Origin of the sequence: Curtobacterium sp. Leaf154 (assembly GCF_001424595.1) — a bacterium.
GTDB classification, from domain to species: domain Bacteria; phylum Actinomycetota; class Actinomycetes; order Actinomycetales; family Microbacteriaceae; genus Curtobacterium; species Curtobacterium poinsettiae.
Map to the genome: position 1 here is coordinate 415,199 of NZ_LMOS01000004.1, position 23,384 is coordinate 438,582.

Sequence of the window (23,384 nt, forward strand, 5' to 3'; positions counted from 1 at the left end):
TCGGGTGATCGAGTCGTCCGTGGTCGTGCGTCCTGCGACCCCGGAGGAGACCGACACCTGCATCGACCTGTGGGCTGCGGCCGTGGCGGCCCGTGACGGCGTCGCCGAGGACCCGGCGGTCCGGGAGCGCGCCCGGCAGAAGTTCGCCGCTGACCACGTCGCCTGGCTGGTGGCGCCCGGACCGGACGGTGCGGTGGATGGCTTCGTACTGGTCACGGCGCCCGGCACCGGACGGTCGACGGACCCGGCGGACGCCGCCTACCTGTCGTTGCTCGCGGTGCGTCCCGGCGTGCAGGCCCGCGGGGTCGGACGGTCGCTGCTGTCCGAGGCCGTGCACGATGCCCGGGTCGCCGGCCACCCGCGCGTGGTGCTGCACGTGCTCGGCGACAACGACCGGGCGGTGCGGCTGTACGAGGCGGGCGGCTTCGTGGCGACGGGCGACGAGTTCGCGCACGCGCTGAGCGGGGTCACCACCCGCGTGTACGTCGCGGGCTGATGCTGGCTACGCGTCCCGACCGTGCACCGGCGTCCACGTCGGGTAGGTCGCCGAACGCCCGTCGCCCGACGACGTGCGGGTGATCCGGCGCTGCAGCCACGGCAGGACGTACTCGCGGTAGTAGCGGAGCTCTTCTCCCAGGCGGGCCCGGGTGGCGCCGGCGTCCGCGGGCTCGAGCGGCGCGGGGCCGTCGAGGACCGCGTGCAGCGCCAGGTCCGCGACGCGCTGGTGCCCGGTGGCGTTCATGTGCAGCCGGTCGTCCGACCAGAACTCGGCGCGGCCGAGGTGCGGGTCGCGGGAGACGTCGACGAACGGCAGGCCGCGGCGTCGGGCGAGGGTGCCGAGCGCCTCGGCCCAGGCGTCACCGCGGCGGTTGATCAGGGAACCGAGGGGCAGGCGGGCGCTCGGGTCGGCCGGGCTGAGGAGCGCCAGGCGTGCGCCGGTGGCCTCGACCCGGTCGGCGGCGGCCTCGACCTGCCCGATCAGCGCGTCCACCTCGAAGCGCGGGCGCAGCAGGTCGTTGCCGCCGGCGCAGAAGGTGATCAGGGTCGGCGCCGGGTCGAGCGCGAGGGCGGCCTCGAGCTGACCGCCGAGGACCCCGGCGAGCAGTCGGCCGCGCACCGCGAGGTTGGCGTACGAGACGTGGGCGTCCGAGGCGCCCGCCATCGCGCTCGCGAGTCGTCCGGTCCAGCCGGGGAACGGAGCGGCCCCGGCGTCGCCGATGCCCTCCGAGAAGCTGTCGCCGATCGCGACGTAGCGGATGGTGTCGTGCATGCGCCCATCATCGTGCACATGCCTGTGCAGGTTCCCGGCACGACAGTCGTACCGGGAACCCGCATCAGCGAACCCTCACAGCACCGACTTCGGGACCCGGTGCAGGGTGACTGCGCCGACGGCGGCGAAGGGGTGCAACGGGTCCGGCGCGGTGGAGCCGGTCGGCCCGCCGAGCTTCGAGTCACCGACCGCGCTGAGCACCGCGTAGGCGTCCTCGGCGGTCCAGCCGTGCTCGTCGACGAGGAACGCGAAGGCGTCCTCGTACCCGCGCCGGACGCTCTCCTGCACGGGGTCGCCGAGACCGACGAACAGCCAGTCGTCAGCGGTCTCGATGCGGGGTGCGCGGAGCACGGGGCCGCCCTTGACCAGGTCGACGGAGACGATCGCGGTGCCCTGGGCCTCGATGGCGACGAACGACGACTCGCCCTCGGCCATGAGCGCGTGGATGTCGCCGATCGACAGCAGTGCGCCGGGGACCCGGACGGGCAGGGACACGGTCGAGCCGGGGCGGGCCTCGGTGACGTCCATGTTGCCGCCCTCCGGGTAGGCCGGCATGATCGTCGAGTTCTCACCCTCGGCCGGGGCCGTCCCGATGCACCCGATCATCGGCCGCACGGGGAACCGGTGCCGGTCGGACACCTGCACCGTGCCGTCCGAGATCGGGCATCGGCGGGCGAAGACCCGGTCGCCCATCACGTGCTGCAGGGCCCCGGAGCCGGGCAGGGACACCGACCACCCGTGCGTGGTCAGCTCGATGGCGTGGATGGTCACCACGAGGGTGTCGCCGGGTTCTGCCCCCTCGACGAACACCGGGCCGGTCACCGGGTTGATCGGTGCCTGCAGCTGCGCCATGTCGTGGTGCTGGTCGAGTTCGGCGTAGACGGCGTCGGTGGTCTCGAAGCCGATGGTCTCGCCGGTGCCGGGGCGGACCCGCAGCACGGGCTCCCGGTCTGCGGAGAACCCGGGGCGGCCGAGGGTGTTCGGCAGGAAGTGGTCCGGGGTCATCGTGCGTCCTCCGTCGTCGGTTCTGCTTCCGAGCCGACCTCGGTGGAACGGCCGGTGCGTCGGTAGTACAGGAACACGGCCGCGCCGACGATCAGCCAGACGATGCCGCCGACCTTCGCCTCGACCGCGGCGTTCAGCAGGACGTACCCGATGATCAGGAACCCGATCAGCGGCACGACCAGGTGCAGCAGCCAGTTGCGCGACTTCCCCTTGACGACGTGGTGCACGAAGACGGACACGTGCAGGAGCATGAAGCCGAACAGCGCGCCGAAGTTCACGAGCGACGAGATCGTGTCGATCTGCCCGACGAAGAACAGCACCAGGATCGCGGACAGCACCGAGACGACGATGATCGCGTTCTGCGGCACCTGGCGACCGTTGAGCTTGTGCAGGAACGCGGGCAGCTGACGGTCGCGGCTCATCGAGAAGAGGAGGCGGCTGGTCGCGGCCTGGGCGGCCATGGCGTTCGCGATGCCGACGGCGAGCACGTTGACGGCGAAGAACGCGGTGGCCCACCCGCTCGACGACGCCTGCTCGACGATGGTGAAGAAGGCGTTGCCGGCCTCACCCTTCGGGAACGCGTCACGACCCCCGGCGAGGGCGCTGGCGAGCCAGGTCTGCAGGATGAACAGGAACGCCACGATGACGAGCGCCAGGATCATCGCCGTGCCGGCTCCGCCACGACGGCCGGTGGACTCCTCGGACAGGGTGGAGATGCCGTCGAAGCCCAGGAAGCTCAACACCGCGATCGACAGCGCCGACGCGATGAGCGGGGCCGACACCTTGGCCGGGTCCCAGATCTGCGCGGTGCCGAAGGACGCGTCCGGGATCGTGCCGCCGGTCAGCGCGACGATCGCGATGACGACGAAGATCGCGACGAAGACGAGCTCGATGAGCAGGAAGATGCGGTTCGCGAGCTTGAGCGAGGACACCCCGGCCAGGTTGATGACGGTGTTGATCGCGACGAACACGAGCGCCCACAGCCAGCGGGGCGTGCCCGGGAAGATGCCGACCATGCTCTCGGCGGCGAACACGTAGAGCAGCGTCGGGACGAGCAGGTAGTCGAGCAGGATCGCCCAGCCGGCGAAGAACCCGGCGGTGGGGTGGATGCCGCGGCCGACGTACGAGAACACGCTGCCGGCGAGGGGGATCGACTTCGCCATCTGCGCGTAGGCCAGAGCGGTGAAGATCATCGCGACGAGGCCGACCAGGTACACCAGCGGCACCATGCCGCTGGAGGCGTTGTAGACGGTCCCGAAGATCGCCCACGGGGCGATCGGGACCATGAAGACCAGCCCGTAGATGAGCAGGTCGGTGGTGCTGACGGAGCGCTTGAGCTCCTGCTTGTAGCCGTAGGCCTCGAGCTGCTGCTGTGCGGAGAGCTCGCTGTGCTGCTGCGACATGTCGGGTTCCGTTTCGGGTGGAGGGACGGGTGCGGCTGTGGGGGTGGGGACTTCCGGTCTGGAGGCGCGGGGCGGGCCCGCCCCGCGCCTCCAGGGATGGTCGTGGCCGGGTCAGGCGTCGTCGTGCGCGGCCAGGAAGGCCGCGACGACCCGGCGGAACTCCGCCGGCTGCTCCAGGTGCGAGCAGTGGCTCGCGTCGGGGAAGACGTGCTGTCGGACGTCGGCGATCCGCTCGACGAACGGGGCCCACGTGGCGGGGGTGGCCTCGTCGTGCTCGCCGGCGACGACGAGCGTCGGCACGGCGACGCGGTCGAGCCGGTCGACGATGGTCCAGTCGCGCATCGTGCCGATGACGTGGAACTCGTTCGGGCCGTTCATCGTGTGGTAGACCGTCGGCTCGCGCTCCATCTGCTCCTCGGAGTCGACGAAGTCCGGATGGCTCGGGACCACGCGGCAGACGTGCCGCTCGTAGAAGACCTGCGTCGCCGCAAGGTACTCGGGGTCGTCGACGGTGCCGGCCGTCTCGTGCCGGGTCAGGGCGTCCTGCACGTCGGCGGGCAGCTGCGCGCGGAGCTCGGCGGCGCCGTCGACCCAGAGCTGCATCGACGCGGGGGAGTTGCAGATCGCCAGCGAGCGGAGGCCCGCGGGCTGCTGCACTGCGATCTCTGCGCCGAGCATGCCGCCCCACGACTGCCCGAGCACGTGGTGGTCGCCGAGCCCGAGGTGCTCGACCAGGGCGGCGTACTCGTCGACGAACAGCTGCGGCTGCCAGGTGTCGGCCGGGGCGTCCGGGCGGTGGGTGCTCCGGCCGCAGCCGAACTGGTCGTGGTGGACGACGGTCCGGCCGGTCTCGTCGGCTAGGGCCGCGAGGTTCCGGAGGTAGTCGTGGGCCATGCCGGGCCCGCCGTGCAGGACGACGAGGGGCAGCGCGCCGGCGACCGGGGTGTCGGGCGTGGTGACCCGGTACCAGGTCTCGCCGTCGCGGAACGGCATCGTGGATTCGGTGATGCTGGACATGGGGGTCAGCATGGAGCGGAAAAAGGTCCCACGCAATACCTTTTCTGCTGCCTTAACGTGGTCGTAACACCGTGAAGGGGGGTCCGTGTGTCCGATCGTGCGACCGAGACGCGCGTCGACGAGGTCGAGGACCGCCTCGTGACCGCCGTCGCCGTGGGCGAGTACCTGCCCGGCGCGAACCTGCCGCCGGAACGCGAACTGGCCGGCCTGCTCGGCGTCGCCCGGGTCACCGTTCGCAGTGCGATCGCCCGGCTCGTCGAACGGGGGCTGCTCGAGACCCGTCGAGGCCGGGGCGGTGGCACGTTCGTCCGCACCGAGTGGCCGGACAGCTCGTCGGACGCCGTCGGGCGGGTGCTGCTCGCCCGGTGGGAGGCGATCCAGGACACCGCCGACGCCATCGCGCTGCTGCACGGGGCGCTCGCCACGGCCGCCGCGGAACGGGTGACCCCGGAGGACGCCGCCCTGATCCGGGCACGGCTCGAGGTGTTCCGCGACGCCACCTCGGGCCTCGAGAAGCAGCAGGCCGACGCCGTGCTGCACCGGACGATCATCGACGCCGCGCGGAACGACGCCCTGCGGACGGCGCTCGCCGGGTTGGAGGCGCAGATCTCCATCGCCGCTCCGGCGCACCTGTGGGGCACGGCCGAGGGCATGGCGGAGATGGAGACCCGTGCGCTCCACGAGCACGAACGGCTGGTGGACGCGGTGTGTTCTGGCCGCGCACCCGAGGCGGGCGTGATCGCCCGGCAGCACGTCGGGATCGACGTCGAACTGCTCGAACGGGCCGTGCGGCGGACGGGGCAGGTGCCCCGGCACTGAGGGGCGGTCTGCTGGTCGGTGTGTTGCTTCTCGGTTGGTCGGTCGGTGCGGCGGTTGCTCGTCAGTGCACGGCTGGTGCCGGCACCGGGTAGACGTCGTCCGGCATCGGCCACGGCGCCCACTTCGGCCGCGGCGCGTACACCAGGTACGGCTGCGGCGTCGGGTAGCTGACGAGCTCGAGCGTCGACCCCCACGGCGTGCGGGTGTACACGAACCGGTTGCCGGGCCCCGCCTCGTCACCACGCAGGTCGCGCGGGTCGGAGTTCCGGGTGCCCCCGGCCGCCTCGACCCGGGCGAGCGTCTCGTCCAGGTCGTCGGCGTAGATCGCCAGGTGCTGCCACCCCAGGTCGGACGGGTGTGCGGCGTACCGCTGCTCGGGTCCCAGGTACTCGAACAGCTCGAGCCCCGGGCCTTCGGGCAGCGCGAGCATCCGCATGGCCCCCTGCGCCATGGTGCTCGGGATCCCGAGGTACCCGTGGGCCTCGGGACTGCTGTTCGGCATCTCGTCACGACGGCGCATGTCGTACAGGACGACGGCGTCGAACGCCGCCTCGAAGAACTCCGTGGCTGCGTCGATGTCCGGCACCGTGACGCCCACGTGATCGATCCTGATTCCCCTGCTCATGGTCGATTCGTACCACCGGCAGTCGCCGCCGCTCGGGCTCGTGCGGGGTGCGTGCGGGGTGCGTGCCCATCGATGCGGCAAGCCGCAGTGCGGGTCTCCTGCGACCTTCAGGAACGGTCGTTCCAGGACGGGGGCCGGGACACACGACCGTTACACGAGGGAAACGGCGGGGGCGAAGTCGCTCCGTAGCTTCGTGCTCAAGCACGCACCGCCCCGCTTCCCACTCCCTCGGAGGACGCCATGGCTACCGACATCGCGACACCAGTCGCCGCGCCCCACGCCCCCACCACGACCGCCGCTCCTGCCCCGGCGGGTGCCGGCGTCGTCAAGCCCGGGTACGACCCGGCGCTCACGAACGAGGACCTCGCCCCGCTCCGCGAACAGCGCTGGACGAGCTACAACTTCTTCGCCTTCTGGATGTCGGATGTGCACTCGGTCGGCGGCTACGTCACCGCCGGGTCGCTCTTCGCCCTCGGCATCGCGAGCTGGCAGGTGCTCATCGCCCTGGTGGTCGGCATCCTGATCGTGCAGGTCTTCGCGAACCTGGTCGCCAAGCCGTCGCAGCGCACGGGAGTGCCGTACCCCGTGATCAACCGCGCGGTGTTCGGAGTGCTCGGCGCGAACGTCCCCGCCATCATCCGCGGTCTCATCGCGATGGCCTGGTACGGCGTGCAGACCTTCCTGGCAGCACAGTCGCTGAACATCATCTTCCTCAAGCTCATCCCGGCGTCGGCGGGGCTGCTCGACCACTCGTTCCTCGGGCTGTCGGCCCTGGGGTGGATCTCGTACGCGATCCTCTGGGTGGCGCAGGGGGCGCTGTTCTGGATGGGCATGGAGGCCATCAAGCGGTTCATCGACTGGGCCGGACCGGCGGTCTACGTGGTGATGATCGTGCTCGCGGTCTACCTGGTCAGCCAGGCGGGCATCGGCAACATCTCGTTCACCCTGTCGGCGGGCGAGCCGCTGTCGTTCGGGGCGTCGATCCCGGTGATGCTGTCCGCGGTCGCCCTGGTGGTCAGCTACTTCTCCGGCCCGATGCTGAACTTCGGTGACTTCTCGCGCTACGGCCGGTCGTTCCGGGCGGTCAAGCGCGGCAACTTCTGGGGACTGCCGATCAACTTCCTGTTCTTCTCGGTCCTGACGGTGCTCTGCGCGAGTGCGACGGTGCCGGTGTTCGGCAAGCTCATCACCGACCCGATCGAGACCGTGCAGGCCATCGGAGCACCCTTCGCGATCCTGCTCGGTGGCCTGACGTTCGTCACCGCGACCGTCGGCATCAACATCGTCGCGAACTTCATCAGCCCCGCGTTCGACTTCTCGAACGTGGCGCCCCGGAAGATCTCGTGGCGTGCCGGCGGCATGATCGCCGCCGTCGGCTCGGTGCTCCTCACCCCGTGGAACTGGTACGGCAACGACCAGGCGATCCTGTACACGCTCGGTGTGCTCGGTGCGCTGATCGGCCCGCTGTTCGGCATCCTCATCGCGGGCTACTACATCGTCGGCAAGCAGCGCATCGCGATCGACGACATGTACTCCACCAGCCGCACTGCCCGGTACTGGTACCGCGGCGGCTTCAACCCGAACGCCATCTGGACCCTCGTGGTCACCGGCGCGGTCTCGGTCGCGAGCGCGGTCCTGCCCCCGACGCTGGGCGTGCTGCCGTGGCTGTCGAGCTACAGCTGGTTCATCGGCTGCGGCCTGGGCCTCGTCGTCTTCTGGGCACTCGAGCGCGCCCGGCCGAGCATGCCCGTGCTCGACGCGGACGACCCGACGGTCGACGACGGCGCGGCCGTCGGTCGCGCCTGACCGTCGGCGTCGCGGCCCGTCCTCCACAGGGCGGGTCGCGACGCTCGCTCGTCCACGGATCCACACCACGGCCGGGAGGTCCGCCCCGGCCCCGCCACGATGGTCACCACCCAGCACCACCGGTTCCACCGCTCCACTCGTTCCACCCGCTCCACCGGAAGGACCCCGATGCGCATCCGCGTCGTCAACCCCAACACCACCGCGTCGATGACGCGTTCGATCGGCGTCGCAGCCCAGGCCGTCGCCGCGCCCGGCACCCTGATCGAAGCGGTCGAGCCCACGATGGGGCCGGCCTCGATCGAGAGCCACTACGAAGAGGCCCTGGCCGTCCCCGGGTTGCTCGAGCAGATCGCCCGCGGTGAGCAGGACGGGGTGGACGCCTTCGTCGTCGCCTGCTTCGGGGACCCGGGGCTCGACGCCGCGCGGGAACTCGCGACGGTGCCGGTGATCGGGATCGCCGAGGCCGGGTTCCACGCCGCCGCGATGCTCGGCCGCCGGTTCGGCGTCGTCACCACCCTGACGCGGACGACCGGCCGCGCCCACGAGCTCGCCCAGCGCTACGGGTTCGCACCGCTCGTCACCGAGATCCGTGCGTGCGAGGTCCCGGTGCTCGAGCTCGACGACCCCGCGTCCGGTGCGCGGGCGCTCGTGACCGAGGAGTGCCGAGCCGTCATCGACGGGGGAGCCGATGCCGTCGTGCTCGGGTGTGCGGGCATGGCCGACTTCTGCGCCGAGATCTCGCTCGCAATCGGGGCGCCGGTCGTCGACGGTGTCGCGGCTGCCACGGTCCTGGCCGAGTCGCTCGTCCGCCTCGGGGTGTCCACGGGCAAGCGTGGTGAGTACGCCCTGCCGCCGACGAAGGCGATGTCGGGGCTGCTGGCCGGCTTCGAACGCCACCCGGTGGCGGTCGCGACGGCCGGGGCGGGCGCGTGACGGGCCTCCCGGCGGCGGCCGCCACCGCCGACCTCGTCGTCCGCGCGCACCGAGCCTGGGTCGACGGCACGTTCCGTCCGGCCGCGGTCGTCGTCCACGACGGACGGGTCACCGACGTCCTGCCGGTCGATGCGGTCGTCGACACCGTGCAGGACCACACCGTGCCGGACGGGCAGGTACTGCTCCCCGGGCTCGTCGACACCCACGTGCACGTCAACGAGCCCGGCCGCACCGAGTGGGAGGGCTTCGCATCCGCGACCCGGGCCGCTGCGATGGGCGGTGTCACCACGATCGTGGACATGCCGCTCAACTCGATCCCCGCGACGACCACGGTCGAGGCGCTCGCCGTCAAGCGGGCGAGCGCCGAGGGCCGGGTGGCGGTCGACGTCGGGTTCTGGGGCGGTGCGGTCCCCGCGAGCCTCGGGACGCTCGACGCCCTGCACGACGCCGGCGTCTTCGGCTTCAAGTGCTTCACGGCGCCGAGCGGTGTGGACGAGTTCCCGCACCTCGACCCCGAGCAGCTCCGCGCCGCGATCGCCGAGGTCGCGCGGATCGACGCCCTGCTGATCGTGCACGCCGAGGACCCGGAACACCTCGTGCCGCACCAGGCGCTCGGTGGCCGGTACGCGGACTTCCTGGCCACCCGGCCCGTCGCCGCCGAACGGTCCGCGATCGCGCAGGTCATCGACGGCGCACGGGCCACCGGGGCACGGGTGCACGTGCTGCACCTGTCCGACGCGGGCGCGCTGCCGATGCTCCGCGCGGCGAAGGACGACGGCGTGCGCATCACGGTCGAGACGTGTCCGCACTACCTGTCGTTCGAGGCGGGCACGATCCCGGACGGCGCGACCGCCTACAAGTGCTGTCCGCCGATCCGTGACGACGCCAACCGCGACGCGCTGTGGGCGGGCGTGCTCGACGGCACGATCGACCTCGTGGTGTCGGACCACTCGCCCTCCACCGCGGACCTGAAGACGAACGACTGGGGCCTGGCCTGGGGTGGGGTCGCCGGGCTGCAGGTCGGGTTCCGAGCGGTGTGGACCGAGGCCGAGCGCCGCGGAGTCCCGCTCCAGGCACTGCTGCCGCTGTTCACGACCGGTCCCGCCGCCCTGGTCGGGCTGCACGACCGCGGCGTGATCGCGCCCGGTGCGCTGGCCCACTTCGCCGTGTTCGACCCGGCTGCCCGGTCCGTGGTCGACGTCGCCGGGCTCGAGCACCGCAACCCGGTCTCGGCGTTCGACGGGCTCCGTGTGCGCGGCAGCGTCACCGAGACCTGGCTCCGTGGCCACCGCATCGCCACGGCCGACGGCGGCGTGGTGCGGGTCGAGGGTCAGCTGGCCAGTCGTCCCGTGCTCGCGTCGGAAACACCCCTGTAACGATCGTTCCGGTATCGTCGGGTCGGGAACGGAAGGAACCACCATGCTCCCAGTGAACCCACCTGCCCGTCTCCTCATGGGCCCGGGGCCGATCGACGCCGACCCGCGCGTGCTCCGGGCGCTGTCGACGCCGCTCGTCGGCCAGTACGACCCGTGGATGACCGCGACGATGAACGAGACGCAGGCGCTCTACCGCCGCGTGTTCGGCACGCAGAACGACGCCACGCTGCTCGTCGACGGCACCTCGCGCGCGGGCATCGAAGCGGTGCTCGTGTCCCTGCTCGCCCCGGGGGACCGCGTGCTCGTGCCGGTGTTCGGCCGGTTCGGACACCTGCTCGCCGAGATCGCCGGCCGTGCCGGTGCCGAAGTCCACACCATCCAGACCGAGTGGGGCCAGGTCTTCACGCCGTCCGCGATCGAGTCGGCGATCGCCCGCGTCCGGCCGAAGGTGCTGGCGGTCGTGCAGGGCGACACCTCGACCACGATGAACCAGCCCCTCGACGAGCTCGGTGTGATCTGCGAGCGGTACGGGGTCCTGCTCTACACCGACGCGACCGCGACCGTGGGCGGCAACCCGCTCGAGGTCGACGCCTGGGGGATCGACGCCGTGAGCGCCGGGCTGCAGAAGTGCCTCGGCGGCCCGTCCGGCAGTGCTCCCGTCACGCTGTCGCCGAAGGCCGTGGCGGTGCTCGACGAGCGGCGGAGCGTCGAGGCCGGCATCCGCGAACCCGGCGACGTCGTCGCCGACGAACCGATCCGCTCGAACTACCTCGACCTCGCGATGATCCTCGACTACTGGGGTCCGCGCCGACTCAACCACCACACCGAGGCCGCGTCGATGCTCTACGCCGCCCACGAGTGCGCCCGCATCCTGCTCGAAGAAGGCCGCGACGCCGTCGTCACCCGCCACGAGACCGCCGGGCGCGCGATGCTCGACGGCGTGCAGGCCCTCGGCCTCCGGGTCTTCGGCGACGTCGCCCACAAGATGCACAACGTCGTCGCCGTCGAGATCCCGTCCGACGTGGTCGGCGACCAGGTCCGCGCCGCGATGCTCGACGACCACGGCATCGAGATCGGCACGTCGTTCGGGCCGCTGCACGGGCGGGTCTGGCGCCTCGGCACCATGGGCTACAACGCGCGGAAGGACACCGTCGTCACGACCCTGGCCGCGCTCGAGCACGCCCTGCGTCGGGCAGGGCACGCGGTGCCGCACGGCGGCGGGGTCGACGCGGCCCTCGACGTCTTCCGCGACACCACCGCCACCGCCACCGCACGCGCCCAGGCCGAGGTGCTCGCGTGAGCGCCGTGCCCGTCCTGAACGCGACCGCCGTGGGCACCGCCGACGCCGAACTCGTCGCCGGCTGGTGCGACGAGCTCGCCGCCCTCAGCGCCGAACCGGGCCGGATCACCCGCGTCTACCTGTCGCCGGAGCACGCTCGGGCCAACGCCCTCGTCGCGGGCTGGATGCAGGACGCCGGACTGTCCACGTGGCAGGACGCCGCCGGCAACCTGCACGGTCGGGCCGCGGGCGCGACGCCCGACGCCCCCGTGCTGCTGCTCGGCTCCCACCTGGACACCGTGGTGGACGCCGGCCGGTACGACGGCATCGTCGGGGTGCTCATGGCGATCCGCACCGCCGCCCGGCTCACCGCCGACGGCCCGCTGCCCGTCGCACTCCAGGTCATCGCGTTCTCCGACGAAGAAGGCACCCGCTTCGGCAAGGCACTGCTCGGGTCGTCCGCCGTGGCCGGGGTCTGGGACGACGCCTGGTGGGACCTTGCCGACGATGACGGCACGACCCTGCGGCAGGCCTTCACCGACTTCGGCCTCGACCCGGAGCGTGTCGGCGACGCTGCGGTCGTCCCGGCCTCCGTGGTCGGCTACCTCGAAGCGCACATCGAGCAGGGGCCGCACCTGGAGCAGGCCGGCCAGGCCCTCGGGGTCGTCACGAGCATCGCGAGTGCCCGGCGGTTCTCGGTCGAGGCCGTGGGTGAAGCCCGGCACGCCGGCGGCACCCCCTACGAACGACGGCACGACGCCCTGCTCGCCGCTGCCGAAGCGGCGTTGGCGGTGGAACGGATCTGCCGGGCGTCGCACCAGGTCGGCACGGTCGGCACGATGACCGTCGAACCCGGAGCCGTCAACGTGGTCCCCGGACTCGCACGGTTCTCCGTCGACCTGCGGGGCGAGTTCGACGACGAGCGCGACGAGGTCTGGGACGAACTCACCAAGGCCTTCACGCTCATCGGTGAACGGCGCGGGGTGAGCGTCACCCCGACCGAGGTGCACCGTGCGCCCGCGGTGTTCTGCTCGCCCCGGCTGATGGACGCCGTCCGCGCCGGGATCGTGTCGACGGGCGAAGCCGCACCGATGGAGCTGTTCTCACGAGCCGGCCACGACGCGATGTCGCTCGGGCTCATCACCGACGTCGCGATGCTGTTCCTCCGCAACCCCGACGGCATCAGCCACCACCCGGACGAGTTCGTGTCGACGCCGGACATCGCCCTCGGCCTCGACGCCCTGGCCGTCGCCGTCGATCGGGTGGCACGCGCATGAGCACCGCCGGCCCCGACGTCCGCGCCCGGATCGACTCCGTCTGGGAACAGCTCTCGCCCGCGGAACGACGGGTCGCCGCCATGGTGCGGCACGACCCGGAACTCCTGCTCGTCGGCACCTCCGCCGAACTCGCGGCCGAGTCCGGCACCTCGAAGGCCACGGTCTCGCGACTCGTGCGGTCCCTGGGGTTCCAGGACGCCGCCGAGGTCCGGCAGAACCTGATGTCGGCGCGGGGCTCGGGCCTGCCGTGGGTCGCCGAGGACGCCGCCCACGTCGACCAGCGTGCGGTGGAGGCACGGAACCTCGACGCAGCCTTCGCGTCCCTCGGCCGAGCGGACCGCCCGCGGTTGGCCCGTCGGATCGTCCGTGCCCGCCGGGTGCTCGTCCTCGGCGAACGCGGGGCCTACCCGATCGCGCTGCAACTGCGGTCCCAGCTGGCGCAGGTGCGGTCCGACGTCCGGGTCGGTCCGTCGCCCGGGCAGCGGCTCGGCGAAGAGGTCGCCGACCTCGACCGGCACGACCTCGTCGTCCTGGTGACCGTGCGCCGGCACACCGCCGGGGTCGAACGGATCGTCCGGCACTGCGTCGACTCCGGCGCGGACGTCGTCGTGCTCGGCGACCCGACGGCCGCAGTCATCGCGGCGCCGGCGGCCACCGCGATCCTCTGCCCGGTCGATTCACCGTCGGCGTTCGACTCGATGGCCGCGCTGTTCGCCGTCGTCGCGGCGATCACGAACGACGTCTACGACGCCTCGGGTCCTGGTGGCCGGGTGCGGGTCGACGCCGTCGCCACCGCCTACGACGCCCTGGGGGAACTCGCAGCGCCCTGATCGCCGTCCCCGCCGCGCAGCTCGGCGGCGAGCGAGGCGTTGCGGTCGGCGATGAGCTTCGGCATGTACCGGGCCAACGCGAGCACCTCGGCCAGGCGGCCCAGCGGACCGAGCGGAGCGCGGAACGTGATGGTGTCGACCATGCGCGTCCCGCCGGCCGACGGCTCGAACCGGTGCTCGTGGTGGAAGCGGGCGAACGGCCCACGCACCTGTTCGTCGACGAACCGGTGGGGAGCCTCCAGGGCGGTGATGCCGCTCGTCATCTTCCAGACGATCCCGAAGTGCCGCGCCCGCCAGGTGACGGTCTCGCCCAGGCCGATCGTGCCGGTCGTCGTGCCGGCGACGGCGCGTTCGTCGGTGGCTGCCATCGAGCGCTCGTGCGCGCCGATGTCGAGCGACAGTGCGAAGGCGCGCTCCGGCGGCACCGGCAGCTCCGTCACGACACGGAACGAGACGGTCACGACGTCGGCCAGACCGTCGGGGCGGACCGGTCGTCGTCGGCATCGCTGATCTCGGGGACCGAGAGCACCAGGCGCTCGGTGCGGAGGGTGACGGGCTGCACAGAACGAGCCTAGCCACGACGGCGCGGGCGGTAGCGTCGGGGGATGACGTTCGACGCGCTCCCGTTCCCGGTCATCGACGGCCACAACGACCTGCCCTGGGAACGCCGTGACAGCCACGACTCCGGCGTCGACGGCATCGACACCGAGACCGACTCGCTGCACACCGACATCCCGAAGCTCCGTGCCGGCGGCGTGGTCGGGCAGTTCTGGTCGGTGTTCGTGCCCGCGGACGACCCGGACCCCGTGACGACCACCCTGCAGCAGGTCGATCTCGCACACCGGATCATCGAGCGTTACCCCGACGACCTCGCGCTCGCCCGCACCGCCGCCGAGGTCCGTGCGGCGGTCGACTCAGGCCGGATCGCGTCCCTGCTCGGCGCCGAGGGCGGGCACTCGATCGGCGACGACCTGGCCGTCCTCCGCACCCTCGCGCGGCTCGGCGTCCGCTACATGACGCTCACCCACAACGACGACACCCCCTGGGCCGACTCCGCGACCGGGGAACGGGCGCACGGCGGCCTGACCGACCGCGGGCGACAGGTCGTCGCCGAGATGGAGCGGATCGGCATGCTCGTCGACCTGTCCCACACCGCCCCGGCCACCATGCGGGACACCCTCGACATCGCGACCCAGCCCGTCGTGTTCAGCCACTCGTCGACCGTCGTGATAGACGACCACCCGCGGAACGTGCCCGACGACGTGCTCGCCCGGCTCGCCGACAACGGTGGCGTCGTGATGATCACCTTCGTGCCGAAGTTCGTGTCCCGGGCGTGGGCCGACTGGGAGGAGTCGGGCATGTCCGGCGAACCGCCCTTGGTCACGGTGGCTGACGTCGCCGACCACGTCGAGCACGCCCGTGACGTCGCCGGTGTGGCGCACCTGGGCCTCGGCGGTGACTACGACGGCACCCCGGTGCTGCCGCCGGACCTGCGCGACGTGTCGCGGTACCCGGTGCTCGCGGCGGAGCTGGTCCGCCGCGGCTGGGGCGAGTCGGACCTGCGTGCGCTGGCCGGCGGCAACGTGCTGCGGGTGCTCGAGGCGACCGACGAGCGGTTCGCCCGGACGGCGTTCGTGCGCTGACGCGGTGTATTTCGCGCCGCGAAAGCGACTCTCCTCGGCGCTGGTCGTGCTCACTCCCGCGAAAGCGACAGAACCCTGCGAACCTTCCGCGGGCATCTGTCGCTTTCGCAGGCCGGGGCAGGAAGGGCCTGGATGCGCGAATCGGGTCCGGCGCGCACGCGCCGTCACGGACAGGACCACCTGGGGTCCGGTGGCTAGGATCGGGCGCACACCGCGCCTCCAGGAAGAGCGATGCGCGACCTGAGCTGCGAAGGACGGACCGGATGAGCGGCACCATCTACGAGAACATCTCCCAGGCGTTCGGCAACACCCCCCTCGTCAAGTTGAACCGCCTGCCGAAGGCGGGCGGCGCCGAGGTGCTCGCGAAGCTCGAGTTCTACAACCCGGGCGCCAGCGTCAAGGACCGCTTGGGCGTCGCGATCATCGACGCCGCCGAGGCCTCCGGAGCGCTGCAGGCCGGCGGCACCATCGTCGAGGGCTCGTCCGGCAACACCGGGATCGCCCTGGCCCTGGTCGGCGCCGCCCGCGGGTACCGGGTCGTCATCACGATGCCCGAGACGATGAGCGTCGAACGCCGTGCGGTGATCCGTGCGTACGGGGCCGAGATCGTCCTGACCCCCGGGCCCGAGGGCATGAAGGGCGCGGTCGCCAAGGCCGAGTCGATCGTCGCGGAGACCCCCGGCGCCATCCTCGCCCACCAGTTCGAGACGGCCGCGAACGCCGAGATCCACCGGAAGACCACGGCGGAGGAGATCCTCCGCGACACCGAGGAGCACGTCGACGTGTTCGTCGCGGGTGTCGGCACCGGCGGCACGATCACCGGGGTCGGGCAGGTGCTCAAGGAGCGCGTGCCCGGCGTGCAGATCGTCGCCGTCGAGCCGAAGGACTCGCCCCTGCTCACCGAGGGCAAGGCCGGTCCGCACAAGATCCAGGGCATCGGCGCGAACTTCATCCCCGAGGTCCTCGACCAGAGCGTCATCGACGAGGTGTTCGACGTCGAGCTCGACGACGCACTCCGTGTCGCCCGCGCCCTGGCGACCGAGGAGGGCATCCTGTCGGGCATCTCGTCCGGCGCGATCATCCACGCGGCCCTCGAGATCGCCGCCCGCCCCGAGAACGCCGGCAAGCGGATCGTCGCCATCGTGTGCGACACCGGAGAGCGCTACCTGTCGACGGTGCTCTTCGAGGGACTCACTGCGTGAGTCGTCCCGTCCGACGAGGCGTGCTGCGGACCATCCGCGAGGACCTGGCCGCAGCACGCCGCGGTGACCCTGCTGCGCGCGGCGACCTGGAGAACGCGATCGTCTACTCCGGGTTGCACGCCATCTGGACGTACCGGGTGACCCACCGGCTCTGGAACGCACAGGGGTTGCCCGGGTCGCGGTTCGCGGCGCGGCTGCTCGGGCAGGTCGCGCGGTCGGTCACCGGGATCGAGATCCACCCGGGGGCGCGCATCGGCCGCCGGTTCTTCATCGACCACGGCATGGGTGTCGTCATCGGGGAGACCGCGGTCATCGGGGACGACGTGCTCGTGTTCCACGGTGTGACCCTGGGTGGACGCGGTGGCGACCACGGCCCGAGCGCCCGACGGCATCCGGTGGTGGGGGACCGCGTGGTGCTCGGCGCGGGGTCGTCGCTCATCGGGGCGATCACGATCGGTCCGGACTCCGTCGTCGGCGCCAACACCGTGGTCACGAAGGACGTACCGGCGGGGTCGGTGGTCACCGGGGTCGCCGGGACGCCTCGTCCCCGGTCCGGGCACGAGGGCGTCCCGTCGCTCTGAGCGCGTCGCACCGCGCCGGGCACGCAAAACACCGGTGTTCACGCATCGCACCCCGGCGTGCGGGTGTTCAGGACGCGAACACCGGTGTCTTGCCGGTGTCACCGAGCGAGCGGGAGCGTCAGCTCTTCTCGCAGGCGATGCCGTCCTTGTCGCGGTCGAGCTTGGTGTTCGCCCGGTACAGCGCGTCGTCCTTCTTCACCGTGCCCTTGAGCGCGCGGTAGGTGGCCTTGCCACCGGAGACGACCTTGTTCTTCTTGACGGACTTCTTCGCGATGCCGCCGGAGTAGACCTTGTGCACCGCGGTGCAGTTGGCGTAGGACTTCGGTGCTGCCTGGGCGGTCGAGGTCCCGCCGACGACGACGGTGGTCGCGAGGACGGCGGTGGCGGCGGCGATGCCGAGGGTACGGATGATGCGCACGGGTTCCCCCTGGAACTGGTGGTGATCGCGCGAGCGATCGCCGCGTCGGGTACGCGGCGTGGTGATCCTACGACGTGATCGACGCTCACGACCTGCCCCCGAACGGGGTGCGCTGTCGGCGGCCTCGGGCATCCTGGTCAGATGGACGGCGAGCAGTTGCACGAGATCGCGAGCCGCACGGCCCTGGCGCTGCCGGCGGCCGTCGAGACGCAGCCGTTCGGCGAGGGCTCCGTCGTCTACAAGGTCGTCGGCAAGATGTTCGTGATGGTCACCGAGGTACGCGGGACACCGATCGTCAACCTGAAGTGCGCGCCGCCGCACGGGGCGGCGCTGGTGCGCGACCACGACGAGATCACGCCGGGGTGGCACATGAACAAGCGGCACTGGATCACGCTGGCGCCGGGTGGCGGCATCGACGAGACCCTGGTCGAGGACCTCGTGGCGAACGCCTACGACCTGGTGGTCGCGGGACTGCCCGTGGCGAAGCGCCCGATCGACCCGTCGCGGGGCGCGCTGCCGGGCCGACCGGACGCAAGGAGCTGACCGGACGCAAGGAGCTGACCGGACGCAAGGAGCTGACAGGACGCACGGAGCGGCGCGGACGCACGCAGCTCGACGGGCTCAGGCCCGCGCGGCGACCTTCGACAGGTCCTGCACGACCTTCGGCGCCAGCCGTTCCCCCGACTCGAGCACGGCCCGTGCACGTCCGGGCGACAGGTCGCTGAAGATCTCGCCGATGGTCACCCCGTGCTCGGGCCGGTACGTCACCGCGATGGGGTCACCCGCTGTCACCGATCCGGACTTGACCACGCGGAAGTACGCGCCGGGTCGGCCCTCGTCGGCGAACCGCTTCACCCACTTGTCGATCCCCATGCGCCTGGCGAAGGTGCCGCACGGGATCCGGGGGATCGTGACCTCGAGTTCCAGGGTGTCGCCGATCCGCCAGCGTTCCCCGGTCACGGCACCGGTGACGTCGATGCCGCTGGTGCGCAGGTTCTCGCCGAACAGGCCGGGCGTGATCTCGCGGTCGAGCAGCTCGGCGAAGTACGCGGCGTCCTCGTCGGCGTAGGCGTACACGGCCTGGTCCAGACCGCCGTGGTACTTGCGGTTCGCCTGCACGTCCGCACGCAGGCCGAGGGGCCGGACGCGGACGCTGCCGGCGACCGGGCGCTTGTCGATCGCGGTGACGCCGATGATGCCGGAGTCCGGCAGCAGGCGGTCGACGCGGCAGACGGCGGTGACGAGCGGCATGGAGCCACTCTGGCGCACGCGGGGCCCGTGCGCCAAGCCGCGCTCGCACCCACCTGACACGTTGGTGCTAGCGGGTGAGCCTCCCTCGGAACTACGGTGAACGAGTTCCGGCCTCCCGCCGACGTGGAGGCAGCGGCCAGCCCGCGTCACGAGTGGAACAGACAACCAGGGAGGCACGAGATGGCGTTCGTCACCACGAGCGATGGGGCAGAGATCTTCTACAAGGACTGGGGGCCGCGCGACGCGCAGCCGATCGTCTTCCACCACGGCTGGCCCCTGTCTTCGGACGACTGGGACGCCCAGATGCTGTTCTTCCTCGGCAAGGGCTACCGCGTGATCGCGCACGACCGTCGCGGGCACGGGCGGTCATCGCAGATCGGCACCGGACACGACATGGACCACTACGCGAGCGACACGGATGCGCTCGTGCAGCACCTGGACCTGCGGAACGCGGTCCACATCGGCCACTCGACCGGCGGTGGCCAGGTCGCGCGGTACGTCGCACAGTACGGCGAGCCCCAGGGCCGGGTCGCCAAGGCGGTCCTGGTGTCCTCGGTGCCGCCGATCATGGTGCAGAGCGACTCGAACCCGGAAGGCACGCCCATCTCGGTGTTCGACGGGTTCCGGAGCGCGCTCGCCGCGAACCGCGCGGAGTTCTTCCAGGCCGTCGCCGAGGGGCCGTTCTACGGCTTCAACCGGCCGGGGGCAGAGGTGTCCGCCCCGGTGGTCGCCAACTGGTGGCGCCAGGGGATGACGGGCAGCGCCCTGGCCCACTACGAGGGCATCAAGGCGTTCTCCGAGACCGACCAGACCGAGGACCTCAAGGCGATCTCGGTCCCGGTCCTCGTGACCCAGGGCGACGACGACCAGGTCGTGCCCTACAAGGCCGCAGCCATCAAGCAGGCTGAGCTGCTGCCCAACGCGACGCTCAAGATCTACGAGGGCTACCCGCACGGGATGCTGACGACCCACGCGGACGTCATCAACCCCGACCTGCTCGCCTTCATCCAGCAGTAGGACCGCCCAGCAGACGAAGCGGCCCGGTCAGGGGCGCACACCGGCACCGTCCGGGTGCGTCCCTGACGTCGTGTGTGACGAAACGGGTCCGGCGTCCGTCTCATCGGTGACCACACCACGAGGAGCCGACGTGACCCGCACCGCTGCAGTCCCCTGGAACGCCCCCGCGCACGTGCTCGCCCTGGCGCGTGTCCGCTCGCTGGCCGCCCGACCGGTCGGACCGTTCACGGTCGTGCCGGCGCATCCGCGCACCCAGCCGTTCACCATCCACCACCAGTAGAAGGAACGCGTGCACCACCAGTCCCTCGCCGAGCTCGACGACGCGGTCCTCGCCGGCCGGTCGTCCGACGGCGACGTCCGGGCCTTCGAGGTCCTGATCCGTCGCCACACCCCGCTGCTCCGTGCCTACGCTCGTCGGACCCTCGGTTCCACCGACGAACTCGACGACGTCGTGCAGGAGACCTTCATCACCGCGTGGGACCGCCTCGACTCCCTCGACGACCTCGCCCGCGTGAAGTCGTGGTTGATGCGCATCCTCAGCCGGAAGTGCCTCGACCGCATCCGTGCGCGTCGCATCCACGACGACGTCACCGAGCTCGAGGTCGCCGCACCCGCGGACGACGCACCTGACCGGGTCGCTGAAGCGCGTTCCCGCGAGGACGCGGTGGAACGTGCACTGGCCGAACTGCCCGAAGCCCAACGACGGTGCTGGATCATGAAGGAGGTGCTCGAGTACCGGTACGAGGAGATCGCCGCCGAACTCGACCTGCCACCATCGACGGTCCGGGGACTGCTGTCCCGAGCGAGGAAGAACATGATCCGACTCATGGAGGGATGGCGATGACCGACCACGACGGCATCCGTCCGGACCTGCCCGACAGCTCCGAGGCGCTCGACGCCCTGGAGCCCGGCGACCTCGACGGTCACTCGATCGACGAGCTCACCGACTACCTCGACGCGGGGATGCAGCCGGCCGACCCGAGCATCGACGACTCACCCGCGTGCCAGAACGCCCTCGCGGCGATCATCCGGGTCCGTCACGCGTCGCTCCGATCACTCGAGGTGGCAGCGCGTGAGGAGGCCCCGGCCGACGAGTCGTGGATCAGTGGCGTCCTGGCGAACATCTCGATCGAGGCCCGATCCGGCCGCGACGTGCCGCTCCGCCCCCTGTCCGAGACGGAGCGCCCGGTGATGACCGAGGGCGCCATCCGTTCCCTGATCCGGCGGACCGGCGACGCCGTCACCGGCGTGCTCGTCGCCCGCTGTCAGCTGGAGGGCGACGTCACCGAGCTCGCGTCACCGGTGCGCGTGGTGGTCGAGATCGCGATCGCCCCGGGCCTGTCCATCCCGACGGCCGCCGACCTGGTCCGGACCGCGGTGGGCGAGGCGCTGGCGGAGCAGACCGACCTGCTCGTCGAGGCGATCGACGTGGTCGTCCGCGATCTGCTGCCGGAGCACGACGACGCGACCGGCACCGACCCGGAGGAGGCACGATGACGACCACCGACGAGGCCCTCGCGGCGATCGAGACCGCGGTGACCGAGGTCTCCGGGGTCACCGACCTCTACCGCTCCCGCCCTCTGGTCGCGAGCGCCGTGCAGGCGGTCCGGAGCATCGCCACGAACGCCGGCCCGCTCAGGATCGTCGTCGATGACGAAGGGGTCCTGCGCGTCGTCATCGGCACCGACGGCCTCCGCCCGGCCCCGGAGGTCGCCCGCGCCGTCCACGACGTCGCCCTGGCGACCGCCGCGGCCCACGACCTGGCGCTCAGCCGCGTCGACGTGCGCGTCGCGCGGGTGGGCTGACCGCGACCACACGACGAACGGGAGGCCCGTGGCGGATCCGCCACGGGCCTCCCGTTCGTCTGCCGGTCGCCGTCGCGACCCGCGCCGATCAGTAGAAGTTGCTCGCCTGCGAGTGCGCCCACGCCGCGCACGGGGTGCCGTACGCCGAGCTGATGTACCGCAGACCCCACGTGATCTGGGTGGTGGCGTTGGTGCGCCAGTCCGATCCGACCGTGGCCATCTTCGATCCGGGGAGCGCCTGCGGGATGCCGGTGGCACCGCCGTTGGCGTTGACGGCCTGGTAGTTCCAGCCGGACTCCTTGGTCCACAGGTTGTCCAGGCACTGGAACTGGTCGGCGCCCCAGCCGTACTCGGACGACGCGAGCGAGGTCGCCGTGGCCTTGGCTCCCGCGACGGTGTTGCCGGCGGCGAGCTTCTGGGCGGCCTCGGCTGCCTCGGCGGCGGCCTGCCGGTCGGCGGCGGCCTTCGCGGCGGCGGCTGCCTTCGCGTCGACGTCTCGCTTGTCCTGCGTCGCACTCGCCTCGGCGACGTGCGTGGCGGACGCGACGGTCGTCGAGATCCGGTTCGTCAGCGCCGCACCCGACAGTTCCGGGTAGTCGCTCAGGGCGTCGACCCGCTGCTCGAGCGACGAGGTGTCGACCTTGGCGTTCGCGGTCTGCATGACGGTCTTCGCCGTGGTGATCGTGGCGGCGGCCTGGGCGCGGTCGAGTGCGGTGCCGTGCAGCGCGGGCTGGGCGGTCGCCGAGGCACTCGGGGTGCCGGTCGGCATGCCGAGGGCTTCGCCGATCGCGGGCTGCGTGCCGACGGTCAACGCGCCACCGGCGACGGCGAGGACCGCGGCGCCGCCGGCGATCATCGTCGCCCGGTGTCGCAGGGCACGGCGCATCCGGCGGCTGGGGGTGTTCAGCGCCTCACGTCGGGTCGAGGCGGTGGGGGTGGGGAGCTCAGGGGTGTGTCGCATCGGTTCCGCAGGTCGGCGGCTCGGTGGGGACGGACTCCTGCTCGCACAACGGGTCGTGCGGGCGTGCCGGATGCTGGCGGTGTCGGTGACACCGTCGGCGACGACGGAGGAGTCCTCGAGCCGGTGAGGACCGGACGGTGGTGTGGGGCCCGTCCGTCCGCCGGGTACGCGGCCGTGGGGTGGCGGCGGTCAGGCGGAGCGGTCACTGTGACCGGTCCGACTGGGCAGCGCGTCCAGGAACGCTGGCAGAACGGTCCGTCCACCGCTTGGTAACGGTTCGGTAACGGTCCTGCGCGGGGCTAGAAGGTGTGAGGTTCCTGGGCGTGCTCGCCCTGGGCCACACGCTCGAGTGCAGCCAGGGCTCCGGCGATCGCCTCGACGTCCGGTTCGTCGAGCTCGGCGATGAGCTCGGCCACGATCCCGGTGCGGTTCGCGCGGGCCTGCTCGACCGCCTCGATGCCCTCCGGCGTCGCCGTGACCATGAATGCCCGACCGTCGCGCGGGTCGGCTTCGCGCTGGATGAACCCGCGCTGCTCGAGTTCGGTCAGGATGCGGGTCATCGTGGGCTTCGTGACCACCTCGATCCGCGACAGGTCGCCGGGGCGCAGGGGTCCGTGCCGCTGGATCGACGCGAGCGCGGAGACGATGCCGTACCCGAGCGAGGCCGAGTCGGTGCGGGCCCGTCGGTTGATCCGACCGACCGCTGCGGCCAGGCGTGCGGCGACCTCGGTACGGTCCGTCGGGCGGGGGTTCATGTGCTGCTCCGGGTGCCTGGTTCAGGTGGTCGCCAGCGATGCTATCGGTCCGTGCGGCCCCGGGACTGGGAGCGCCGGGCGCGTGGCCGGCGCTCCGGCCGGGAGGCCCGT

The 23,384-nt window shown here is 71.7% G+C and carries 27 protein-coding genes; 17 read left to right on the forward strand and 10 right to left on the reverse strand.

Features of this window, described 5'->3' with window-relative positions; genetic code table 11:
• The first annotated feature begins 4 nt into the window (after positions 1-4).
• Positions 5-496: a GNAT family N-acetyltransferase gene (locus ASF75_RS08400; protein WP_056070493.1), complete on the forward strand. Its 492-nt coding sequence runs from the start codon at positions 5-7 to the stop codon at positions 494-496.
• Positions 497-502: 6 nt separating this feature from the next.
• On the opposite strand, the gene ASF75_RS08405 is transcribed toward ASF75_RS08400, so the two are convergent.
• The 4 genes from ASF75_RS08405 to ASF75_RS08420 all read right to left on the reverse strand — a co-directional run bounded on the left by ASF75_RS08405 (position 503) and on the right by ASF75_RS08420 (position 4,695).
• Positions 503-1,270 (reverse strand): SGNH/GDSL hydrolase family protein, encoded by a 768-nt coding sequence (locus ASF75_RS08405; RefSeq protein WP_235517588.1) that lies wholly within the window; start codon positions 1,268-1,270, stop codon positions 503-505.
• 75 nt (positions 1,271-1,345) lie between these two features.
• Positions 1,346-2,275, reverse strand: a complete 930-nt coding sequence (locus tag ASF75_RS08410) for an acetamidase/formamidase family protein (protein WP_042538158.1) — start codon at positions 2,273-2,275, stop codon at positions 1,346-1,348.
• Positions 2,272-3,678 (reverse strand): APC family permease, encoded by a 1,407-nt coding sequence (locus ASF75_RS08415; RefSeq protein WP_056070496.1) that lies wholly within the window; start codon positions 3,676-3,678, stop codon positions 2,272-2,274. Before ASF75_RS08415 ends, ASF75_RS08410 begins: the two co-directional genes overlap by 4 nt.
• Before the next feature lie 111 nt (positions 3,679-3,789).
• Positions 3,790-4,695 (reverse strand): proline iminopeptidase-family hydrolase, encoded by a 906-nt coding sequence (locus ASF75_RS08420; RefSeq protein ID WP_235517589.1) that lies wholly within the window; start codon positions 4,693-4,695, stop codon positions 3,790-3,792.
• A gap of 87 nt (positions 4,696-4,782) precedes the next feature.
• Between ASF75_RS08420 and ASF75_RS08425 the strand changes: the two genes are divergently transcribed.
• Positions 4,783-5,514 (forward strand): FadR/GntR family transcriptional regulator, encoded by a 732-nt coding sequence (locus tag ASF75_RS08425; RefSeq protein WP_017888487.1) that lies wholly within the window; start codon positions 4,783-4,785, stop codon positions 5,512-5,514.
• A gap of 61 nt (positions 5,515-5,575) precedes the next feature.
• On the opposite strand, the gene ASF75_RS08430 is transcribed toward ASF75_RS08425, so the two are convergent.
• A complete protein-coding gene (locus ASF75_RS08430; protein WP_056070501.1) occupies positions 5,576-6,139 on the reverse strand; it encodes a VOC family protein in 564 nt (187 codons plus the stop codon).
• 240 nt (positions 6,140-6,379) lie between these two features.
• Between ASF75_RS08430 and ASF75_RS08435 the strand changes: the two genes are divergently transcribed.
• From ASF75_RS08435 to ASF75_RS08460, 6 genes are all read left to right on the forward strand, one after another.
• Positions 6,380-7,945 (forward strand): NCS1 family nucleobase:cation symporter-1, encoded by a 1,566-nt coding sequence (locus tag ASF75_RS08435; RefSeq protein ID WP_056070504.1) that lies wholly within the window; start codon positions 6,380-6,382, stop codon positions 7,943-7,945.
• A gap of 168 nt (positions 7,946-8,113) precedes the next feature.
• Positions 8,114-8,878, forward strand: a complete 765-nt coding sequence (locus tag ASF75_RS08440; protein ID WP_056070507.1) for an aspartate/glutamate racemase family protein — start codon at positions 8,114-8,116, stop codon at positions 8,876-8,878.
• On the forward strand, positions 8,875-10,254 hold the full coding sequence (gene allB / locus ASF75_RS08445) for an allantoinase AllB (protein WP_056070510.1): 1,380 nt from the start codon (positions 8,875-8,877) through the stop codon (positions 10,252-10,254). Before ASF75_RS08440 ends, allB begins: the two co-directional genes overlap by 4 nt.
• Before the next feature lie 43 nt (positions 10,255-10,297).
• Entirely contained in the window at positions 10,298-11,554 is a 1,257-nt protein-coding gene (locus ASF75_RS08450) for a pyridoxal-phosphate-dependent aminotransferase family protein (RefSeq protein ID WP_056070513.1), read from the forward strand.
• A complete protein-coding gene (locus tag ASF75_RS08455) occupies positions 11,551-12,810 on the forward strand; it encodes an allantoate amidohydrolase (protein ID WP_056070515.1) in 1,260 nt (419 codons plus the stop codon). The genes ASF75_RS08450 and ASF75_RS08455 overlap by 4 nt, the downstream gene beginning before the upstream one ends.
• Positions 12,807-13,640: a MurR/RpiR family transcriptional regulator gene (locus ASF75_RS08460; RefSeq protein WP_056070518.1), complete on the forward strand. Its 834-nt coding sequence runs from the start codon at positions 12,807-12,809 to the stop codon at positions 13,638-13,640. Before ASF75_RS08455 ends, ASF75_RS08460 begins: the two co-directional genes overlap by 4 nt.
• Here the strand turns inward: ASF75_RS08460 and ASF75_RS08465 are convergent.
• Entirely contained in the window at positions 13,607-14,101 is a 495-nt protein-coding gene (locus ASF75_RS08465) for an SRPBCC family protein (RefSeq protein ID WP_056070522.1), read from the reverse strand. The genes ASF75_RS08460 and ASF75_RS08465 overlap by 34 nt on opposite strands.
• A 144-nt stretch (positions 14,102-14,245) precedes the next feature.
• Between ASF75_RS08465 and ASF75_RS08470 the strand changes: the two genes are divergently transcribed.
• The 3 genes from ASF75_RS08470 to epsC all read left to right on the forward strand — a co-directional run bounded on the left by ASF75_RS08470 (position 14,246) and on the right by epsC (position 17,066).
• Entirely contained in the window at positions 14,246-15,283 is a 1,038-nt protein-coding gene (locus ASF75_RS08470; protein WP_056070525.1) for a dipeptidase, read from the forward strand.
• 263 nt (positions 15,284-15,546) lie between these two features.
• Entirely contained in the window at positions 15,547-16,485 is a 939-nt protein-coding gene (gene cysK, locus ASF75_RS08475; protein WP_017888498.1) for a cysteine synthase A, read from the forward strand.
• On the forward strand, positions 16,482-17,066 hold the full coding sequence (epsC, locus tag ASF75_RS08480; RefSeq protein WP_235045701.1) for a serine O-acetyltransferase EpsC: 585 nt from the start codon (positions 16,482-16,484) through the stop codon (positions 17,064-17,066). The genes cysK and epsC overlap by 4 nt, the downstream gene beginning before the upstream one ends.
• 118 nt (positions 17,067-17,184) lie before the next feature.
• Here the strand turns inward: epsC and ASF75_RS17310 are convergent, their stop codons facing one another.
• Entirely contained in the window at positions 17,185-17,484 is a 300-nt protein-coding gene (locus ASF75_RS17310; RefSeq protein WP_017888500.1) for an excalibur calcium-binding domain-containing protein, read from the reverse strand.
• A gap of 141 nt (positions 17,485-17,625) precedes the next feature.
• On the opposite strand from ASF75_RS17310, the gene ASF75_RS08490 reads away from it, so the two are divergent.
• A complete protein-coding gene (locus ASF75_RS08490) occupies positions 17,626-18,027 on the forward strand; it encodes an MmcQ/YjbR family DNA-binding protein (protein ID WP_017888501.1) in 402 nt (133 codons plus the stop codon).
• Positions 18,028-18,105: 78 nt separating this feature from the next.
• Here the strand turns inward: ASF75_RS08490 and ASF75_RS08495 are convergent, their stop codons facing one another.
• On the reverse strand, positions 18,106-18,735 hold the full coding sequence (locus ASF75_RS08495; RefSeq protein WP_042538266.1) for an MOSC domain-containing protein: 630 nt from the start codon (positions 18,733-18,735) through the stop codon (positions 18,106-18,108).
• Positions 18,736-18,915: 180 nt separating this feature from the next.
• Here ASF75_RS08495 and ASF75_RS08500 point away from each other — a divergent pair, with 180 nt between their 5' ends.
• From ASF75_RS08500 to ASF75_RS08515, 5 genes are all read left to right on the forward strand, one after another.
• A complete protein-coding gene (locus ASF75_RS08500; RefSeq protein WP_017888503.1) occupies positions 18,916-19,752 on the forward strand; it encodes an alpha/beta fold hydrolase in 837 nt (278 codons plus the stop codon).
• Between the two features lie 130 nt (positions 19,753-19,882).
• Complete coding sequence (locus tag ASF75_RS17645) at positions 19,883-20,032, forward strand: hypothetical protein (RefSeq protein WP_156463829.1); 150 nt, start codon at positions 19,883-19,885, stop codon at positions 20,030-20,032.
• Positions 20,033-20,041: 9 nt separating this feature from the next.
• Positions 20,042-20,596 carry an RNA polymerase sigma factor gene (locus tag ASF75_RS08505; protein WP_017888505.1) on the forward strand — a complete coding sequence of 185 codons (555 nt, stop codon included), beginning with the start codon at positions 20,042-20,044 and terminating at the stop codon, positions 20,594-20,596.
• Entirely contained in the window at positions 20,593-21,249 is a 657-nt protein-coding gene (locus ASF75_RS08510) for a hypothetical protein (RefSeq protein WP_139179820.1), read from the forward strand. The genes ASF75_RS08505 and ASF75_RS08510 overlap by 4 nt, the downstream gene beginning before the upstream one ends.
• Positions 21,246-21,557, forward strand: coding sequence for a hypothetical protein (locus ASF75_RS08515; RefSeq protein WP_056070528.1), 312 nt, complete (start codon positions 21,246-21,248; stop codon positions 21,555-21,557). Before ASF75_RS08510 ends, ASF75_RS08515 begins: the two co-directional genes overlap by 4 nt.
• A gap of 88 nt (positions 21,558-21,645) precedes the next feature.
• On the opposite strand, the gene ASF75_RS08520 is transcribed toward ASF75_RS08515, so the two are convergent.
• On the reverse strand, positions 21,646-22,518 hold the full coding sequence (locus tag ASF75_RS08520) for a hypothetical protein (RefSeq protein WP_156463830.1): 873 nt from the start codon (positions 22,516-22,518) through the stop codon (positions 21,646-21,648).
• A gap of 299 nt (positions 22,519-22,817) precedes the next feature.
• Entirely contained in the window at positions 22,818-23,273 is a 456-nt protein-coding gene (locus ASF75_RS08525; RefSeq protein ID WP_017888509.1) for a MarR family winged helix-turn-helix transcriptional regulator, read from the reverse strand.
• Positions 23,274-23,384 lie beyond the last annotated feature (111 nt).

What these genes read in the sequence shown, in the direction of transcription:
- ASF75_RS08520 (WP_156463830.1), bottom strand. Translation starts at nt 22,518, where the DNA reads ATGCGACACACCCCTGAGCTCCCCACCCCCACCGCCTCGACCCGACGT.
- ASF75_RS08525 (WP_017888509.1), bottom strand. Translation starts at nt 23,273, where the DNA reads ATGAACCCCCGCCCGACGGACCGTACCGAGGTCGCCGCACGCCTGGCC.
- ASF75_RS08435 (WP_056070504.1), top strand. Translation starts at nt 6,380, where the DNA reads ATGGCTACCGACATCGCGACACCAGTCGCCGCGCCCCACGCCCCCACC.
- ASF75_RS08405 (WP_235517588.1), bottom strand. Translation starts at nt 1,270, where the DNA reads ATGCACGACACCATCCGCTACGTCGCGATCGGCGACAGCTTCTCGGAG.
- ASF75_RS08500 (WP_017888503.1), top strand. Translation starts at nt 18,916, where the DNA reads ATGGCGTTCGTCACCACGAGCGATGGGGCAGAGATCTTCTACAAGGAC.
- ASF75_RS08495 (WP_042538266.1), bottom strand. Translation starts at nt 18,735, where the DNA reads ATGCCGCTCGTCACCGCCGTCTGCCGCGTCGACCGCCTGCTGCCGGAC.
- ASF75_RS08430 (WP_056070501.1), bottom strand. Translation starts at nt 6,139, where the DNA reads ATGAGCAGGGGAATCAGGATCGATCACGTGGGCGTCACGGTGCCGGAC.
- ASF75_RS08510 (WP_139179820.1), top strand. Translation starts at nt 20,593, where the DNA reads ATGACCGACCACGACGGCATCCGTCCGGACCTGCCCGACAGCTCCGAG.
- ASF75_RS08470 (WP_056070525.1), top strand. Translation starts at nt 14,246, where the DNA reads ATGACGTTCGACGCGCTCCCGTTCCCGGTCATCGACGGCCACAACGAC.
- ASF75_RS08515 (WP_056070528.1), top strand. Translation starts at nt 21,246, where the DNA reads ATGACGACCACCGACGAGGCCCTCGCGGCGATCGAGACCGCGGTGACC.
- ASF75_RS08440 (WP_056070507.1), top strand. Translation starts at nt 8,114, where the DNA reads ATGCGCATCCGCGTCGTCAACCCCAACACCACCGCGTCGATGACGCGT.
- ASF75_RS08420 (WP_235517589.1), bottom strand. Translation starts at nt 4,695, where the DNA reads ATGTCCAGCATCACCGAATCCACGATGCCGTTCCGCGACGGCGAGACC.
- ASF75_RS08410 (WP_042538158.1), bottom strand. Translation starts at nt 2,275, where the DNA reads ATGACCCCGGACCACTTCCTGCCGAACACCCTCGGCCGCCCCGGGTTC.
- ASF75_RS08490 (WP_017888501.1), top strand. Translation starts at nt 17,626, where the DNA reads ATGGACGGCGAGCAGTTGCACGAGATCGCGAGCCGCACGGCCCTGGCG.
- ASF75_RS08460 (WP_056070518.1), top strand. Translation starts at nt 12,807, where the DNA reads ATGAGCACCGCCGGCCCCGACGTCCGCGCCCGGATCGACTCCGTCTGG.
- cysK (WP_017888498.1), top strand. Translation starts at nt 15,547, where the DNA reads ATGAGCGGCACCATCTACGAGAACATCTCCCAGGCGTTCGGCAACACC.
- ASF75_RS08415 (WP_056070496.1), bottom strand. Translation starts at nt 3,678, where the DNA reads ATGTCGCAGCAGCACAGCGAGCTCTCCGCACAGCAGCAGCTCGAGGCC.
- ASF75_RS08450 (WP_056070513.1), top strand. Translation starts at nt 10,298, where the DNA reads ATGCTCCCAGTGAACCCACCTGCCCGTCTCCTCATGGGCCCGGGGCCG.